This is a genomic window from Litchfieldia stipae (genome assembly GCF_014837155.1).
In the GTDB taxonomy this organism is placed as follows: Bacteria; Bacillota; Bacilli; order Bacillales; family Bacillaceae_L; genus Litchfieldia.
Window position 1 is genome coordinate 248,396 of sequence record NZ_JACYHA010000003.1, and the last position, 14,876, is coordinate 263,271.

Below are 14,876 nucleotides of genomic sequence, written 5' to 3' on the forward strand. Positions count from 1 at the left end.
AGAGGCTGTCTCATGACAGCCTCTTATTTGTATTTCATCATCAATGCATGTTCTACTGTACTTGGAACTAAATCTGAAATATTCCCCTTGTATTTAGCGACTTCTTTGACAATACTTGAACTTAGAAAAGAATATTGATTATTAGTCATCATAAAAAATGTTTCAATATCTTCTTCTAGGACTCGATTCATTGATGTAATTTGCATTTCATATTCAAAGTCTGTGACAGCTCGTAATCCACGTAAAATAACGCTCGCTTTTTTTTCACGTGCGTAATCTACAAGAAGACCACTAAATGCATCCACCTCAACATTAGGAATTTCCTTGGTCACCTCTCGAATAAGGTTAATACGCTCCTCAACGGTAAACAAAGGGCTTTTTGATGAGTTATTAAGAACTCCTACATAAACCTTATCAAACACATTTGCTCCTCTTTTAATAATATCCAGATGGCCATATGTAATTGGATCAAAGCTTCCTGGACAGACAGCTATTCTAGTCATTCGTATTACTCCCTTCCACCACACTTTGAAATCCAAAAACAGATATTGCGGTTATTCCGTATTTTTCAAATTTCTTTCGACTTAAGCTTCCTAGTGTATCAGACAATTCCACCTGATGATCATGTTCAGCGATGATGTATCCATCCTCAGCTAATAATTGATGGTCATGGATCATCATAATAAGCGCTTCCAATTGATGATGGTTATAAGGTGGATCTAAGAATATGTAATCAAATTGGACATTTCTTTTGATTAATGCTTTAAGTGCTCTTGCTGCATCATTTCTATACACTTCAACTCGATCGCTAAAATCACAGTTTGCGACATTTTCTTTGATTGTTTGAATGGCTTTGAATTCTTTATCAACAAAAATAGCCTTGTCTATTCCCCTGCTCAACGCTTCAATACCTAATCCGCCACTTCCTCCAAATAAATCTAACGCAATTCCCTCGTCAAAATAAGGACCAATCATATTGAAAATGGCTTCCTTGACTTTATCTGTAGTCGGACGTGTTGAAGTTCCTGGAACTGCTTTTAATGGTCTACCTTTACATGTACCTGATATAACTCTCAAAAATAATCACCACATTTTATTCATATATTCTAGCTATCAACCATTCATATCCTACCATAAACATATCTATGATGCCACACTCCAATAGGTCAGAGGTCAAAAACACTTAAGTCCCAATATTAAAAAAATCTAAACTAGATGTATAGCAGAATCTCTATTGGTCATAATTAGTAAAGACAACATCTATCGTGATGTTGTTGCCAACCGCGGAGAAGACTTACGTTTCCCCATAAGTTCTTCCTCCGGTTTCTCCTCTCCCTTTGCCTTCTACCATGAAAAGGTTTGTGATCGTAACAAATATCTCATGGATATAGAAGGACCCTGCAGAACTCGTTTCTGCAGGGTTTTTTTGTTAAGGATGTTTTCGTATATTTTATTGTTTTAAAACCGCGTCCTGTGGGGTCTCACTTTGCCCACTCGTCCCGAGGGAGTCTTGAGTGTATTCAGACTGCTAGAGAACTCATTTCAAATTGTAACAGACTTTCTTAAAGACCTATTTTATAATCATATTCTTTCGCTTTGTCAGGGTTGGAATTCTCATATTCAAGCTTAAGGTACGGCTTATATGAAGGTTCTACCTGTTTAACATAAGGTAAGGATTTAATCTTACCAATTAACGATTCCACATTGTCCATATCATTATAGATAACCATATATTTCAGTCGCTTAGATACATAGTGGATATTACCAAATCTCCGCATAGACTTAATATGCTTCAATGAGTGTAGGTAAACAATAATTCCTTGCCTTTGTCCGAACATCGTATTTTCTCCTTTTTAAATAAATCAGGTAAAACACAAAAACTAATCTTAGTGTAGCATATCGGAGAATTAATTTACAATATAATCATTTCTGACAATTTGCGTTTAATCAGCCTTTTTTATTTAACTACAGCCACAACTACCGCCACTACCGCAACCACCAGAGCAAGTTGATAGTGAATCAAAATATGGGTTTCCAGATGGAACCTTAATTTGCTCAGAAACCGCACTTCCAACCATTCTACTTAATTCATCTAGAAGATTCTGAATTTCTTGTTCTGCTTTTTTAAAGGCAGCAATGGTTTCGTTTAAATCTAACTTTCTTTTTAACTCACGTGTTTCTAATGTGACTGCTCTGTAATCAGGGTGGTATTTACCAAATCGTTGGACTTCTTCATATTTGTCTTTCATTTTAGTAAAATGAGCAATCATTTTTTGTGCTTCCGGATCATGTCTTAATGTATATAAAGAACGATTATATTCGTCCATTAGTTCTGATTGTAGGATCATGTTTGCTATCTCTTCACTGACATCTAATATTTCTAATCTTTCTAATGTAGCAAGCATAATTTCACCTCCACTGACTAATATATCATGAAAAATTAATTATAGCGACTTTTTGTAGGTAATTCGACATCTCCAAGCATAAATTAACATTGACGAACGAAATTCTACAAACTATAATTTTCTAGATTAAATTAGTTTATTTTCTTATAAAGGAGAACAGTTGATGAAACTAATTACCTTTAATCCATTCAGAACCATTGGAATACCCAATGTAAGCTATATCAAACCTGAGCAAATGTTTCGTGAGATAGACCGAATAAAAGAGGCGGATTTTATTTTATTCCCCGAAAATTGGCAGGTAAATTCTTTGGTTTATGGATTAAATAAAACCATCTTTCCAAGTATCCAATCGATTCAGCTTGGCTACAGCAAAATTGAAATGACAAGAGCATTATGGACTGTGTGCCCAGACCATATACCATATACAGAAATTCTTGGTAATTCAAGTGAAAATATTGAAAAGGTTTTAAACACATTCCCGTTCCCTTTCGTTGCAAAAGAAAATCGTAATTCAATGGGGAAGGGAGTTTTTCTTATTCACAATGAAGAAGATTTCCGTGAATATGCAGAGAAAGTGGACACCTTTTATATTCAAGAATATTTGGAAAATGACGGCCGTGACTTACGCGTTTGTGTGGTAGGAAATGAAATTATTGCTGCATATTGGAGAATTGGAGCAAATGGTGAGTTTCTTCATAACATTGCAAGAGGGGGAGAAATCTCACATGAGTTCATTCCAAAAGAAGCATGTGAATTAGTTCTTTCAGTTGCACAAAGCCTGAATATTAATCATGCTGGATTTGACATTATGTATAGTGATAATAAACCATACATTCTTGAATTTAACACCTTATTTGGCAATCAAGGTACAACCAATCAAGAGGTAACCGTTGAAACAAAAATCTTTAACTATCTGTTATCACAATACCAACCACCATTCCCTGGACCTATATCCCCAATAACAGGGAAACAAATTTCTTAATGCTTGAGGCTGTCCCATTCTACCCTTTGGACAGCCTCTTTTTTTGTTATTCAATGGTCACACTAAACTCTTCTTGAAGTTGATATTTTTGCCCATCCGCTTTTTTTATTTCAAGCTTAATGATATGTTCACCAATATGTAATCCTTTAATGATAAATGCAGCTGTTGAGATTTGATCAACGACTTTTCCATCAACAGATAGTTCTATATAGCCTTCTCCTTTAAGCCTTCCCTCTTCACCAAATGTGTAGTCTGGAATGATACACTCTACGTACACATTATGACCAATCACTTGCTGTTGGACCACCACTTGTTTCCGACCTGATTTCTTCATTGCACTAACAGGACTTATTCCCTGAATATCATTGGATTCAACACTCTCGATACTTAATGATGATGCTTCTGGGACTGGCTTATCGTTTGTACATCCTACTAACATAAATAAAGTCATAGGTATTACATAGATACTGCGCATCGTCTCACTCCTTTATTAAGTAGTGTTGACAGGATTTCAGTCATTACTCATAAAAAATACTATGAGAATTAATCCTTCTTTCTCATAGCACCATACATTTGCATCATCATTGAAGCAAGCTCTATAGAATTAGATATCTGCTCTACTTTATGTGGTAAGGTTTGTTTAAAATAGTTTTTCGTAGCGATTTCAAGTCGATGTCGATCATTAGGATTACGTGCTAAATGTCGATACCATCTTGGATGGCTCCTTACATATTGCTTCACTTGCTCATTTTCATTTAACCAGTCTATAACATCCCTCCGCATAGAAATCTCCTTCCAATAGTTCGCTATTAATCTTTACGAAATGCAAAGGGATGGTTTTGTTGCCTCTTTTGCGCATCTTTAGACTGACCAGCCCCTGACTGCTGTCCATCTCCTTTAAACTGATGAATAACCTGCTGAATCGTAGTAATTGCGCTTCCTACATTGCTGATTTGTTGCTGTACGTCATTCATATTCACATTTTTAATCGATGTGAGAACTTTGTTCATGATGTCTGACTTCGAGCCTTTCTTGTTCTCATTTTTCTCTTCAGTGCCACTATATTTTTTCCAAGACGCATCATCTTCACCTAATAGGTACCAATCTTCATAAATTTCTTGCCAAGTCTTTTTTCCATTTCTAACCTCAGCAATTAATGTAGGGTGCTTCTTGACAAACTTTTTAAATTCCACGATAGTAGGATGAACATTTTGTTTTGCCATTTAACTCACCTCTTAAAGATAACATTCGCCTACAATATCATATCTAATGATTTAATAAATGGTTCGCCCATTTCACTTATTCAATGAATGGGATTTCGGATTTACTTTAAATTGCAGAATAACGATATAAATTGTTACAATAATATGAAAACAAGAAAAAGGGTGATTAGCTTGAACGAAGAGTTGTTAGAAGAAATGAAGGAATTTTTCAAAGTAGCATCTGAAAACGAAAAACAAACCTTTGAGGATATAGTACATAGTTTAATAAGAAAACAGAAAAAGCAAAATGCTTCCTATCTTGGTGAACTATTACATGCTGAGGGGAAATTCAAAGATAACCAATATGAAATGACCATTCCGAATTCTGACATCATCCAGAATTCATTAAATATCGTTCATGGTGGAATAACAGCTACCCTGATTGATTCAGCAATGGGTTCATTAGCTTTCCACTTACTGCCTGAAGATCAAGCTGCAGTCACAACCGAATTAAAGATCAACTACCTTGCACCTGGAATTGGCTCAACACTTACTTGTATTGCTTCATTAATTAATCGGGGCTCAAACCTAATTGTAACTGAAGGAAAAGTATTTCGTGATGATGGAAAATTAATTGCCCATGCAACTGGTAGTTTTTTTATTATCAAAAGAAAAATATAATCTTAAAAAGGCTGTCCCTCCAAAGTAAACACTTGAATGGCAGCCTTGTTCTATCTTATTCCCACTTTTGCACAAAGTTTTGAGTATAATGTTTCTCGAACACGCCCACACCTAAATGAGTAAACTTTTCATTTAATAATGTCTCACGATGCCCTTCACTATTTAACCATCCCTCCACTGCTGCAATACCATCAACATACAGTGCTGCTATATTTTCTCCTGCTAATTGATAGATAACCTCACCCTCTGCTAACCGATCAGCTAGTCCACCAGTTGTTGGCGATTTATGAGAAAAATAATTATTTTGATTCATATCCTTGCTATGATTATAAGCTACTTCTGCTGTCGTTTTGTCCCATTTCAAGGATGGAAGATCATGTCTTTTTCTAATAACATTTGTAATATCGAGAATTTGTGCTTGATTCCCTTTCTCAACCTCTTTCCACTCTTCATCAATAAGTTCTTTTGCAGATATTAGATCTCCTCGATAAATAAGCTCATAAGGTCTTTGCTTCACAAGGGTTTCACTATTCATATATCTAACACTTGATAGCTTATTCGTAAATGTATCAAAGTACAGCTGTACAAATACATGATCTAATTCAACAAGAGGCATCTTAAGCATTTCGGTTTCATTTAATTCAAATCGATAAGAATTATTTTGGGCATGAAAAGAGATTTTATTTGTTAAAGGAATGTTATTTTCTATTTCTTTTAAAGATTGTCCAATTTTGAAAGGATGTAAATCTAACTTATCTCCAATGGCATAGACGGTCACTACCTTATCTTTTTCAATGCCAATCTGTATGTATTGTTCAAAATCCTCATTGTAAATCCACCAATCATAATCATAAGAAGAACGATCGATTCGAACAGGTTTTCCGAGTAGTTTCTCAATCTCGTCTGCCTCTAGTCCTATATAAGAGTGCACTCCCTTCAAATCCTGCACGTCATCAATTTTTTTATCTGTATTCTCAAGTACGCTCTCAATTTGGAGTTCATTCTCAAGTGAAGGTAATACCTCATTTGTATCATCAACGGAGAATTTGTTAACATCAATACTCGCAGAATAAATAATGATAATAGAAACAATTAATAGGAAGATGATGATTACACTTCTTTTACTCAAAGGTATACCCCTTTCTCTTAACTATCGTTTGTTTCTATCAGTATATTAACGATTAATAGATTTATTACTATTTACTCTATTTTTTATAATGGCTGTTTTCTCAAAGTTTGTTGTTTTTTAAGGTGAATTAATTGAGAATCGATTTCTAGCAGCCTGAATACACGGGGGACTCCCGTGGGACTAGTTGCTCCCACTGGACGCGGAGTGTATTCAGGCTGCGGTATCACAAGCAACAATATATACGAAAACAGCCTTTATAATTGAACAATAGAAAGGCACCCAATATGAGTGCCTTTCTACTGCTTAATGATGGATTTGTTCACTTTCGGATATCTCACTTAATGCATGACCAGCACTTTCATCTGACATCTTGTCTATTGCTAAGTCACCTAAAGAGATAATACCTACTAACTTTTCATTTTTGACAACAGGAAGACGTCGTATTTGATGCTCAGCCATCAAATTTGATGCCTCTTGTATACTTGTCTCAGGATTAACTGTAATAAGATTCTCACTCATGACGTTAGTCACTTTATTTGAACCTGCATGCTTTTCAGCTATCCCTCTTACTACAAGATCTCGGTCTGTAATCATTCCGATTAACTTCTGTGTATCATTGTCAATAATCGGAATAGCCCCAACATCTAAATCCCTCATTTTCACTGCAACCTCATAGACATTATCTAGTGTGGTACAATAATCAACATTCGATGTCATGACATCTTGTACTGATTTCATTTTTTTGAAAACCTCCTTAGCGAACATGTAAACAATAAACCATCATTGTAATAACATCATAAGAATGACGTTATACTATAGTATGTTCGTTAAACGACTTGAACTATTCACAGTTTCACATTTCCCAAATAATATCATCTTAAGATTGCAACTTGCTCATTTTCATACTATTATTAAACAGAAGGTACTAACGGTAATGTTTTTTAGGAGGGACTTTATATGAAGTTTGAGAATACAGGACTAGAAAATCAAACAGTTGATTTTTCAAGACTTAGCGACGTAATGAAAGAATTAGGATTTGTCTTAGCAGGGCAATGGGATTATGAACGTGTTACATATGATCGTAAATTTGACCTAAAAGGTGAAATTTTTTACTTACGTGTGCAAGCCTTTACAGTTGAAGGTGAAATTGAAGGGAAGCATGCCGTTGTTAAACTGCTCACGCCTTTATTAGGTAAGCATTATTATCCTCATGGCGTAGAATATGGCGATGGAGAGACATTCCCGAAAACAATTGTTGAACAATCTACAAGACTGTTATCACAGCTTTCAGATGAGCTTGAAAAAATTAAATAATCCATGAAAAGAGGCTGTCTAGACAGCCTCTTTTGTTAAGTATAAATTGTAGCCTTTACATTTGAATGTGATCGATTTTAATATGAACTCGATTCACCATAATACCCGTTAATTCAAGAATTTCATCGATAATAAGTTTTTGAAGCTGAACACATGTATCTAGGATATTCTCGCCAGTCTTAACTGACACTCTTAATTCAATTGTAAGACCGTTATCATCTTGTTCAATTTCGATTCCGCTTTTTCTAGTTAATTTTTGCAGGATATTTGTATTAAAACCTGACAATGAAGTCGCAACACCGTCAAATTCCTCTACACATATGGATGAAATAATTGATATGACTTCTTCTTTTATATAAAGTATACCGTAGTCAAGTGTTTGCTGTAAGATAAGCAGCTACCTCCTTTTTACTAGCTCCAAAGTGAAAATGTTTCAACAACAATATTTGAAGTAAATTTGATTTCAAGAGCTAAATATTTTAAGTCTGCTTTATACTATGCTTCTTCTCATTTTTTGGGCACATTTTTCACAATTATTATCGTCTTTTTATTACTTAATTGTTGGTTTTATATTCATTCTCAACTATAATTTAAAGTACTGAATTGTTTTTTCTAGGAAAGGAGCAGTCATCATTTGTCTCAACTATTTAACAAACGTATAGCACTTATGATTTTAGTTCTCGCATTCATTGTCATGATTGGATATTTCATCCTTCCAGTTTCTTTGCCACTGATTATTGCTTTTATCACAGCATTAATGCTAGAACCACTTGTCAAATTACTACAGAGAAAAGTTAACATTAAAAGACATTTATCCGTATTAATCACATTTCTATTATTTTTATTATTAGTTGCTATATCAGGTTATTTTCTTACAACGAAAATTATCGGTGAAGCAATCAAAATAATCGAAAATGCACCTATCTTTATTAATGAAATTAATCGAGTCATCCTTGACCTTGAAAAAAACTTGGCTTATCGCTCTCAGGACTTGCCACCTGAATTTGTCGAGGCAATTAGAAAACAAATAGAAGGATTTTTATCAACACTTCAAACGTATATCGTTTCTTACTTTAATATTAACAACTTAAAATCATTGCTAACAAATATTCCAAACTATTTAGTTAGCTTTCTCGTCTACATGATTGCTTTGTTCTTGTTTATGATAGACATTCCTAATATGAGAGAAAGGGTCAATGCGCACTTAACCGAAAAAACAGCTGATAAAGTGAACTTCATGGTTTCTAGATTATCCTACGTAGTGCTTGGATTTGTAAAAGCTCAATTCCTTGTTAGTTTACTTATCTTCATCGCTTCATTAATTGGCTTATTTATCATTGCACCAGAAGTAGCCTTAGTTATGGCATTTGTTATTTGGATCATTGATATCATACCAATTATAGGTTCGATTATAATCATGCTCCCATGGGCCATGTTTCATCTAATGACAGGTGATGTTGTATTAGGAACAAAACTAGCAATCCTTGGAGCCATATTATTAATTATTCGTCGTACAATTGAACCAAAGGTAATGGGTAGCCATATTGGCTTGTCTCCACTATCTACCTTAATTGCTATGTATTTAGGATTGAAATTATTTGGCTTACTCGGGTTTATTATCGGACCGATGATCCTCATTGCATTTAATTCAGCGAGAGAAGCTGGAATAATCAAGCTCAATTTCAAAATTTAAGGCTGTTTTCGTATACATTGTTGCTTTTAATACCCGCAGCCTGAATACACTCCGCGTCCTATGGGGTGACTGGTGAGCCTCCTCGTTCCACGGGAGTCTTGAGTGTATTCAGTCTGCTAGAAATTTATTCTCAATTAATTTATCTCAAAAACAACAAACTTTGAGAAAACAGCCAAATTTAAAAAAGGTGGGGACCTCCCACCTTTTTTAAATGGCTTCACCCATTTCCCACTTTAGAAATGCCCCTTCTTTTTTAGTACATCTCATCCCCAATTTTTCAAATAATCTAATCGTTTGAAAATTACTATCACTACATTCAGTTATGACTTTTTTCGCTTCTGTTTGTGTAATAATCCATTCCATTAAAGCATCTACAGCCTCATAGGTTAAACTAGAATCCTTGAGATCCTTCACCATATTAAAATATATATTCACAACTCCCCTTTTATCTGGTTTCCCTTGTAGATAAATATCGCCAATAATCGTTTTGTCCATATAATCAATAATTAACCATAAGCCCCATCCATAGACTGACTCATCCTTCTCTAAATTTTCTATATAAATCGGAAGCATGCTTGTAATTAATGGAGATGGCCATTCTCTAGGAATGATAATTGGCGATCTTTGTTCGAGTTCCTGCCGATGAAAAACAAGTGATTTCGCGATATCCAGGGAACAAGGTACAATCAATAAGCGTTCCGTAAAGATTTCAATCATTTATACATCTCTCCCTTTCTTCCGTTTAGTACTGTTCACAAGTAAGAATAAAAGTTCATTTTATCACTATATACTGTGAATAATGCTATATCGTATGTTCAAAAGGAGCTGCATTATGTAATAGTAAGTCTATTTGTCTAAATAAAAGGCTGTTTTCGTTCAAATCTAAAAAAAGCCAATTAAAAAAAGGTGTTATAGAATATCCTATTCCATAACACCTTATACATATTACTAAAACCCTAATATCGCCTTAATAACCGAGGTGGTTTCTCCCCCATGGTAAAAAACATATAATAATAAGTAGACCGCCACACCTGTTGTAGCAGTAAAGAACCAAATAACACTTGTAATTGGACCGAGTTTTTTATGCTTTTTTAACTGGTTTTTATATCCTGTCCATAACGTAACAATCCCAAAAACAGCACCAGTGGTAGCAAGAAAAATATGAAAAATTAAAAACACAGTATAGTAAATTTTAATATCGTCCGGCCCACCAAACTGAGTATTCCCAACAAAAATAGTTCTAGAAGCATAAATCACGAAAAAAATGATAGCAAACACTGCTGCTAAAAACATCGCCTTTTTATGTGCTTCAATATTTCTCTTTTTAATCAGATACCAGCCTATTGCTACAGTGATTGCACTCAAAGCAATAAAGATAGTACTGATTGTAGGTAAAATTGGTAACGAAGTTGTCATAATATATCCTCTCTTAAATAAAGTATCTCTGTTAATTTTAGTAGAGTTACACATAATTTGCAATGAAATGTGAATGAAAAAAGAGTACCTAAACCACAATGTTCATAATTATGGAAATTAAAGGTACTCATGCATAAGATCTTATTTAATTGGCTGTGGATTTAATAAATCAGCATCCACTTCATCCACTTCTTGTTCTTTTCTCACCCATTGGAAGAAAATCACTCCCAATATAGTACCATAAACAATTTCTTGGATGATTTTCATAATAACTCCACCTAATTGCTGATCTTCAACTAATGGTAACGAATTAAACATTTGAGGTCCAACTAAGTCGATTGATGCTAGCATACTAGCCGGAACACACAGTTCAAGAGCTGTTGCCCATGCTGTTGGATCTGTATAGGTTGCGTATAAAGGAGTATCTGCAAAAATAATTAACGCACACGCAGGAGTTAATAATATCCCATCTGCAAAGATATATCCAACTCTCTTCAACCCATTTAAGGTTTGCCATTCAGGTAATGGGTTAATTAAAGGCCACCACATCATAATAGAGGCAATGAAAAGGACAGCAGTTGTAAAGGCGTGAAGAAGCATATCTGTCTTTACCACATCAAAAATCAGTGGTATATGATAGAAAGAAAATACCCCATTAAAGAATAGTAAGGCAAACAATGGTAAAGTTAAAAATTTAAAAAATGGTTTAACAAATCGATTATTAACAATCAATCGTAATATCCAATGAGGTAAACCAAGAATAAGTAATGGTGGAACGACTAAATATAACACTGCCATTTGTGTCATATGCGCACTAAACATTAAATGCCCTAGTAAATCAACAGGACTCCCTTTGCACACATAGACTAGTAACATTGCAATTGTAAAAAAGGTTATCTGCTTATTAGTTGCTTTTTCCGTATTTGAAAAACGATTTCTTAATGGACCTATTAATAAGAAATATCCAACTGTAATTGCTAGAATCACTAGAAAAAAATAAGGACTCCATAAAGCACGAAAACCAAAAATATCAATAGACATCATAAAACACCTACCTTAAAAATTAACCCTCAGTTAGTTTAAATTATACAGCTTAGGGCACACATATTCAAATCAATAGATGGGAGCTCCTATCAATTTCCCTTAAAAAAAGAAAACCGGCAATGCTGCCGGTTTTTCTTTTTTTAGCTTAAGATTTACCACCAAATGATCGTCACAAAAGCTAATACAGTTATTAAGCCAACTAATACTCCTGAATACAAGAATAGTGCTGGCGCTTCATGTCCTTTATGACTCATATGCATAAAATAATAAAGTTGAAAGATAAGCTGCACAACAGCTAATAGAATGATAAATGGTACAGTAAACCAACCACTAAAATCAAATGCCACTGCAGCGAACGCCATTAACGTTAAAAAGAGTGTAATGGCAAATGTAACTAGCTGGTGTCTCATATCCTCTGCATTTTTTCTTCTACGATAGGCTAAATCAACTTTTGGGTTTCCTGAATTAGAATGATTTGTCACCATTGTTTATCCCACCATCCCCATTAAGTATACGACAGTGAAAATGAAGATCCACACTACGTCGATGAAATGCCAGTAAAGGCTTGCTACATAATATTTAGGTGCATTATATAAATCAAGTCCACGGCCTGCATTTCTAAACATTAATGTAATAATCCATAGTAATCCGAATGCTACGTGAGCACCGTGAGTTCCTACTAAAACATAGAATGCAGAACCAAAAGCACTACTTGTTATTGTATGCTCAAGGTGTACATAGTGATTGAATTCATAAATTTCAAGCGCTAAGAATCCAGCACCAAGTAATACTGTAATTCCTAACCATAGCTGCATCTTCTTGAAATCAAAATTCTTCATATGATACATTGCGTACACACTAGTTAATGAGCTTGTTAAAAGTATCATTGTAGCAAAGAACACAAGTGGTAAATCAAATAATTCTTGACTTGTAGGACCACCATTTGTTTTATCTCTGAGTGCTAAGAATGTCGCAAACAGAGATGCGAATAAAACAGTTTCTCCACCTAAGAATAACCAAAAACCTAAAAATTTATTTTTCCCTTCGAGGGTCGCTTTTTCCGGTGATGCAGGAAATGTTTCTGCAGTTAATTTCTCTTCAACATGCATTATGCCTTAACCCCCTTATTGTCATCATCATCCATTAATTCCTCTTTATGAATATGGTAACCATGGTCATCAATGACAGAACGTAAGAACATGGAACCGAATGTGATTGCCATACCAACAAAGATTAATGGGATTGCCCAACTATCATGCTTATCTCCAAACTGATAGATAAAGCCAAATGCAGCAACAAATAATCCTAAAGAAATCGTAAATGGTAAGAATGATCCATTTGGCATATGAATGTCACCAACTGGCTCAGCAGGTGTCATCCCTTTCTTACCAGCCATTTTCTCAACCCACAATGCATCAAGTCCACGAACTAATGGAGTTTGCTTAAAGTTATACTCTGGAGGTGGTGAAGGTATTGCCCACTCCAATGTACGACCATCTCCCCATGCATCTGCTTCAGCCTTAGGTCCATTAATAGACGTCTTCACAATATTAACAAGAAGAATTAAGGTTGAAATGGCCATTAAGAAGGCACCAACCGTACTCACAAAGTTTCCAGCTTCAAGTCCTTGTCCTTCTAAGAATGTAAAGATACGACGTGGCATCCCCATTAATCCTAGGAAATGCTGGATAAAGAACGTTAAATGGAAACCGATTAGGAATAACCAGAATGTCCATTTTCCTAACGTTTCATTTAGCATACGACCAAACATTTTAGGCCACCAATAAGTTACCCCAGCTAAAAGACCAAACACAACTCCACCAACAATAACATAATGGAAGTGAGCAACAACAAAGTACGTATCATGGAACTGATAATCTGCTGCAGCTGCTGCAAGCATTACACCAGTTACACCACCCATTGTGAATGATGGAATGAATGCAACCGCATATAGCATTGGTACAGTGAACGTAACCTGACCACCCCATATAGTTAATAGCCAGTTGAAAATCTTAATTCCAGTTGGAACGGCAATAGCCATCGTTGCTACTGCGAAAATAGCATTTGCAATTGGTCCTAAACCAGTTGTGAACATATGGTGAGCCCATACCATGAATCCTAAGAATCCAATAAGTACAGTTGCAAACACCATTGATGAATATCCAAATAGTCTCTTTCTTGAGAATGTTGCAAGAATCTCAGAGAAAATACCAAAAGCAGGTAGTACAAGAATATATACTTCAGGATGTCCAAAGATCCAGAATAAGTGCTCCCAAATAATTGTATTCCCACCCATATCAGGTACGAAGAAACCTGTTCCAAATAAGCGGTCAAACATCATTAGTGCAAGACCAACTGTAAGTGGAGGGAAAGCAAATAGAATAAGTGCTGACGCTACAAATGTAGACCAAGTGAATAATGGCATACGCATGTAAGTCATCCCTGGAGCTCTCATATTAATAATGGTTACTAGGAAGTTAATCCCCCCTATTAATGTACCAATCCCCGATATTTGCAGACCTAGTACATAAAAGTCAATCCCGTGTCCAGGTGAATCTAATGCTAATGATGCGTAGTTCGTCCATCCTGCATCAGGTGCTCCACCTAAGAACCAACTCATATTTAGGAATACTCCTCCGAAGAAGAATAACCAAAATCCTAGCGCATTAATGAATGGGAATGCTACATCACGTGCACCAATTTGCAGTGGCATAATTGCGTTCATTAATGCAAAAAGCAATGGCATCGCTGCTAAGAAAATCATAGTCGTACCATGCATAGTTAAAATTTCATTGTAAAATCCTGCGCTTACAAAATTATTATCCGGAATAGCAAGTTGAATCCGGATAAACATTGCTTCTAATCCTCCAACTAAGAAGAAGAAGCCACCGGCGATAAGATAAAGGACGGCGATTTTTTTATGATCAACTGTTGTTAAATAATCCCACACAGTTGCGCCAAATCCTTTTTTCTGAGTTAACGTACTCACTATGTAACCTCCCTTTTATCT

At 35.2% G+C, this 14,876-nt stretch carries 20 protein-coding genes; 4 read left to right on the forward strand and 16 right to left on the reverse strand.

The features are described 5' to 3' along the window. Positions 1 to 23 precede the first annotated feature (23 nt). The 4 genes from coaD to F7888_RS05380 all read right to left on the reverse strand — a co-directional run bounded on the left by coaD (position 24) and on the right by F7888_RS05380 (position 2,405). On the reverse strand, positions 24 to 503 hold the full coding sequence (gene coaD, locus F7888_RS05365; RefSeq protein WP_191777957.1) for a pantetheine-phosphate adenylyltransferase: 480 nt from the start codon (positions 501 to 503) through the stop codon (positions 24 to 26). After that, a complete protein-coding gene (gene rsmD / locus F7888_RS05370) occupies positions 496 to 1,077 on the reverse strand; it encodes a 16S rRNA (guanine(966)-N(2))-methyltransferase RsmD (protein WP_191777959.1) in 582 nt (193 codons plus the stop codon). The genes coaD and rsmD overlap by 8 nt, the downstream gene beginning before the upstream one ends. 485 nt (positions 1,078 to 1,562) lie before the next feature. Continuing rightward, positions 1,563 to 1,838 (reverse strand): YlbG family protein, encoded by a 276-nt coding sequence (locus tag F7888_RS05375; RefSeq protein WP_191777961.1) that lies wholly within the window; start codon positions 1,836 to 1,838, stop codon positions 1,563 to 1,565. A gap of 123 nt (positions 1,839 to 1,961) precedes the next feature. Then, entirely contained in the window at positions 1,962 to 2,405 is a 444-nt protein-coding gene (locus F7888_RS05380; RefSeq protein WP_191777962.1) for a YlbF/YmcA family competence regulator, read from the reverse strand. Between the two features lie 163 nt (positions 2,406 to 2,568). Here F7888_RS05380 and F7888_RS05385 point away from each other — a divergent pair, with 163 nt between their 5' ends. Beyond that, complete coding sequence (locus tag F7888_RS05385) at positions 2,569 to 3,387, forward strand: ATP-grasp domain-containing protein (protein ID WP_191777964.1); 819 nt, start codon at positions 2,569 to 2,571, stop codon at positions 3,385 to 3,387. 46 nt (positions 3,388 to 3,433) lie between these two features. Here F7888_RS05385 and F7888_RS05390 read toward each other — a convergent pair whose 3' ends face one another. The 3 genes from F7888_RS05390 to ylbD all read right to left on the reverse strand — a co-directional run bounded on the left by F7888_RS05390 (position 3,434) and on the right by ylbD (position 4,610). Next, positions 3,434 to 3,862, reverse strand: a complete 429-nt coding sequence (locus F7888_RS05390) for a hypothetical protein (RefSeq protein ID WP_191777965.1) — start codon at positions 3,860 to 3,862, stop codon at positions 3,434 to 3,436. Between the two features lie 68 nt (positions 3,863 to 3,930). Next, positions 3,931 to 4,170, reverse strand: a complete 240-nt coding sequence (locus F7888_RS05395; protein WP_191777967.1) for a YlbE-like family protein — start codon at positions 4,168 to 4,170, stop codon at positions 3,931 to 3,933. 26 nt (positions 4,171 to 4,196) lie between these two features. Beyond that, entirely contained in the window at positions 4,197 to 4,610 is a 414-nt protein-coding gene (gene ylbD / locus F7888_RS05400) for a YlbD family protein (protein WP_191777969.1), read from the reverse strand. Between the two features lie 171 nt (positions 4,611 to 4,781). Between ylbD and F7888_RS05405 the strand changes: the two genes are divergently transcribed. Beyond that, positions 4,782 to 5,270 (forward strand): PaaI family thioesterase, encoded by a 489-nt coding sequence (locus F7888_RS05405; protein ID WP_191777971.1) that lies wholly within the window; start codon positions 4,782 to 4,784, stop codon positions 5,268 to 5,270. A gap of 55 nt (positions 5,271 to 5,325) precedes the next feature. On the opposite strand, the gene F7888_RS05410 is transcribed toward F7888_RS05405, so the two are convergent. Further along, positions 5,326 to 6,399, reverse strand: a complete 1,074-nt coding sequence (locus F7888_RS05410; protein ID WP_225228610.1) for a CAP domain-containing protein — start codon at positions 6,397 to 6,399, stop codon at positions 5,326 to 5,328. A 303-nt stretch (positions 6,400 to 6,702) separates the two neighbouring features. Beyond that, positions 6,703 to 7,137 (reverse strand): CBS domain-containing protein, encoded by a 435-nt coding sequence (locus F7888_RS05415; protein ID WP_191777975.1) that lies wholly within the window; start codon positions 7,135 to 7,137, stop codon positions 6,703 to 6,705. Positions 7,138 to 7,356: 219 nt separating this feature from the next. Between F7888_RS05415 and F7888_RS05420 the strand changes: the two genes are divergently transcribed. Further along, a complete protein-coding gene (locus F7888_RS05420) occupies positions 7,357 to 7,713 on the forward strand; it encodes a YugN family protein (protein ID WP_191777977.1) in 357 nt (118 codons plus the stop codon). 55 nt (positions 7,714 to 7,768) lie between these two features. Here the strand turns inward: F7888_RS05420 and F7888_RS05425 are convergent, their stop codons facing one another. Beyond that, on the reverse strand, positions 7,769 to 8,110 hold the full coding sequence (locus tag F7888_RS05425) for an Asp23/Gls24 family envelope stress response protein (protein ID WP_191778222.1): 342 nt from the start codon (positions 8,108 to 8,110) through the stop codon (positions 7,769 to 7,771). 237 nt (positions 8,111 to 8,347) lie between these two features. Between F7888_RS05425 and ytvI the strand changes: the two genes are divergently transcribed. Continuing rightward, entirely contained in the window at positions 8,348 to 9,406 is a 1,059-nt protein-coding gene (gene ytvI / locus F7888_RS05430) for a sporulation integral membrane protein YtvI (RefSeq protein WP_191777979.1), read from the forward strand. Positions 9,407 to 9,613: 207 nt separating this feature from the next. Here ytvI and F7888_RS05435 read toward each other — a convergent pair whose 3' ends face one another. The 6 genes from F7888_RS05435 to ctaD form a co-directional block, all read right to left on the reverse strand. After that, positions 9,614 to 10,123 carry a GNAT family N-acetyltransferase gene (locus F7888_RS05435; protein WP_191777981.1) on the reverse strand — a complete coding sequence of 170 codons (510 nt, stop codon included), beginning with the start codon at positions 10,121 to 10,123 and terminating at the stop codon, positions 9,614 to 9,616. A gap of 231 nt (positions 10,124 to 10,354) precedes the next feature. Beyond that, positions 10,355 to 10,822, reverse strand: coding sequence for a DUF420 domain-containing protein (locus tag F7888_RS05440; protein WP_191777983.1), 468 nt, complete (start codon positions 10,820 to 10,822; stop codon positions 10,355 to 10,357). A gap of 141 nt (positions 10,823 to 10,963) precedes the next feature. Beyond that, a complete protein-coding gene (ctaG, locus tag F7888_RS05445; RefSeq protein WP_191777985.1) occupies positions 10,964 to 11,863 on the reverse strand; it encodes a cytochrome c oxidase assembly factor CtaG in 900 nt (299 codons plus the stop codon). Between the two features lie 155 nt (positions 11,864 to 12,018). Further along, positions 12,019 to 12,351 carry a cytochrome c oxidase subunit IVB gene (gene ctaF, locus F7888_RS05450; protein WP_191777987.1) on the reverse strand — a complete coding sequence of 111 codons (333 nt, stop codon included), beginning with the start codon at positions 12,349 to 12,351 and terminating at the stop codon, positions 12,019 to 12,021. Positions 12,352 to 12,354: 3 nt separating this feature from the next. Then, on the reverse strand, positions 12,355 to 12,975 hold the full coding sequence (ctaE, locus tag F7888_RS05455; RefSeq protein WP_191777989.1) for a cytochrome c oxidase subunit III: 621 nt from the start codon (positions 12,973 to 12,975) through the stop codon (positions 12,355 to 12,357). Further along, positions 12,975 to 14,858: a cytochrome c oxidase subunit I gene (ctaD, locus tag F7888_RS05460; protein ID WP_191778225.1), complete on the reverse strand. Its 1,884-nt coding sequence runs from the start codon at positions 14,856 to 14,858 to the stop codon at positions 12,975 to 12,977. The genes ctaE and ctaD overlap by 1 nt, the downstream gene beginning before the upstream one ends. Positions 14,859 to 14,876: the final 18 nt, after the last annotated feature.

Coding starts and splice junctions, on each gene's coding strand:
- coaD (WP_191777957.1), bottom strand. CDS start 503: ATGACTAGAATAGCTGTCTGTCCAGGAAGCTTTGATCCAATTACATAT.
- F7888_RS05375 (WP_191777961.1), bottom strand. CDS start 1,838: ATGTTCGGACAAAGGCAAGGAATTATTGTTTACCTACACTCATTGAAG.
- F7888_RS05380 (WP_191777962.1), bottom strand. CDS start 2,405: ATGCTTGCTACATTAGAAAGATTAGAAATATTAGATGTCAGTGAAGAG.
- F7888_RS05385 (WP_191777964.1), top strand. CDS start 2,569: ATGAAACTAATTACCTTTAATCCATTCAGAACCATTGGAATACCCAAT.
- F7888_RS05390 (WP_191777965.1), bottom strand. CDS start 3,862: ATGCGCAGTATCTATGTAATACCTATGACTTTATTTATGTTAGTAGGA.
- F7888_RS05395 (WP_191777967.1), bottom strand. CDS start 4,170: ATGCGGAGGGATGTTATAGACTGGTTAAATGAAAATGAGCAAGTGAAG.
- ylbD (WP_191777969.1), bottom strand. CDS start 4,610: ATGGCAAAACAAAATGTTCATCCTACTATCGTGGAATTTAAAAAGTTT.
- F7888_RS05415 (WP_191777975.1), bottom strand. CDS start 7,137: ATGAAATCAGTACAAGATGTCATGACATCGAATGTTGATTATTGTACC.
- F7888_RS05420 (WP_191777977.1), top strand. CDS start 7,357: ATGAAGTTTGAGAATACAGGACTAGAAAATCAAACAGTTGATTTTTCA.
- F7888_RS05435 (WP_191777981.1), bottom strand. CDS start 10,123: ATGATTGAAATCTTTACGGAACGCTTATTGATTGTACCTTGTTCCCTG.
- F7888_RS05440 (WP_191777983.1), bottom strand. CDS start 10,822: ATGACAACTTCGTTACCAATTTTACCTACAATCAGTACTATCTTTATT.
- ctaG (WP_191777985.1), bottom strand. CDS start 11,863: ATGTCTATTGATATTTTTGGTTTTCGTGCTTTATGGAGTCCTTATTTT.
- ctaF (WP_191777987.1), bottom strand. CDS start 12,351: ATGGTGACAAATCATTCTAATTCAGGAAACCCAAAAGTTGATTTAGCC.
- ctaE (WP_191777989.1), bottom strand. CDS start 12,975: ATGCATGTTGAAGAGAAATTAACTGCAGAAACATTTCCTGCATCACCG.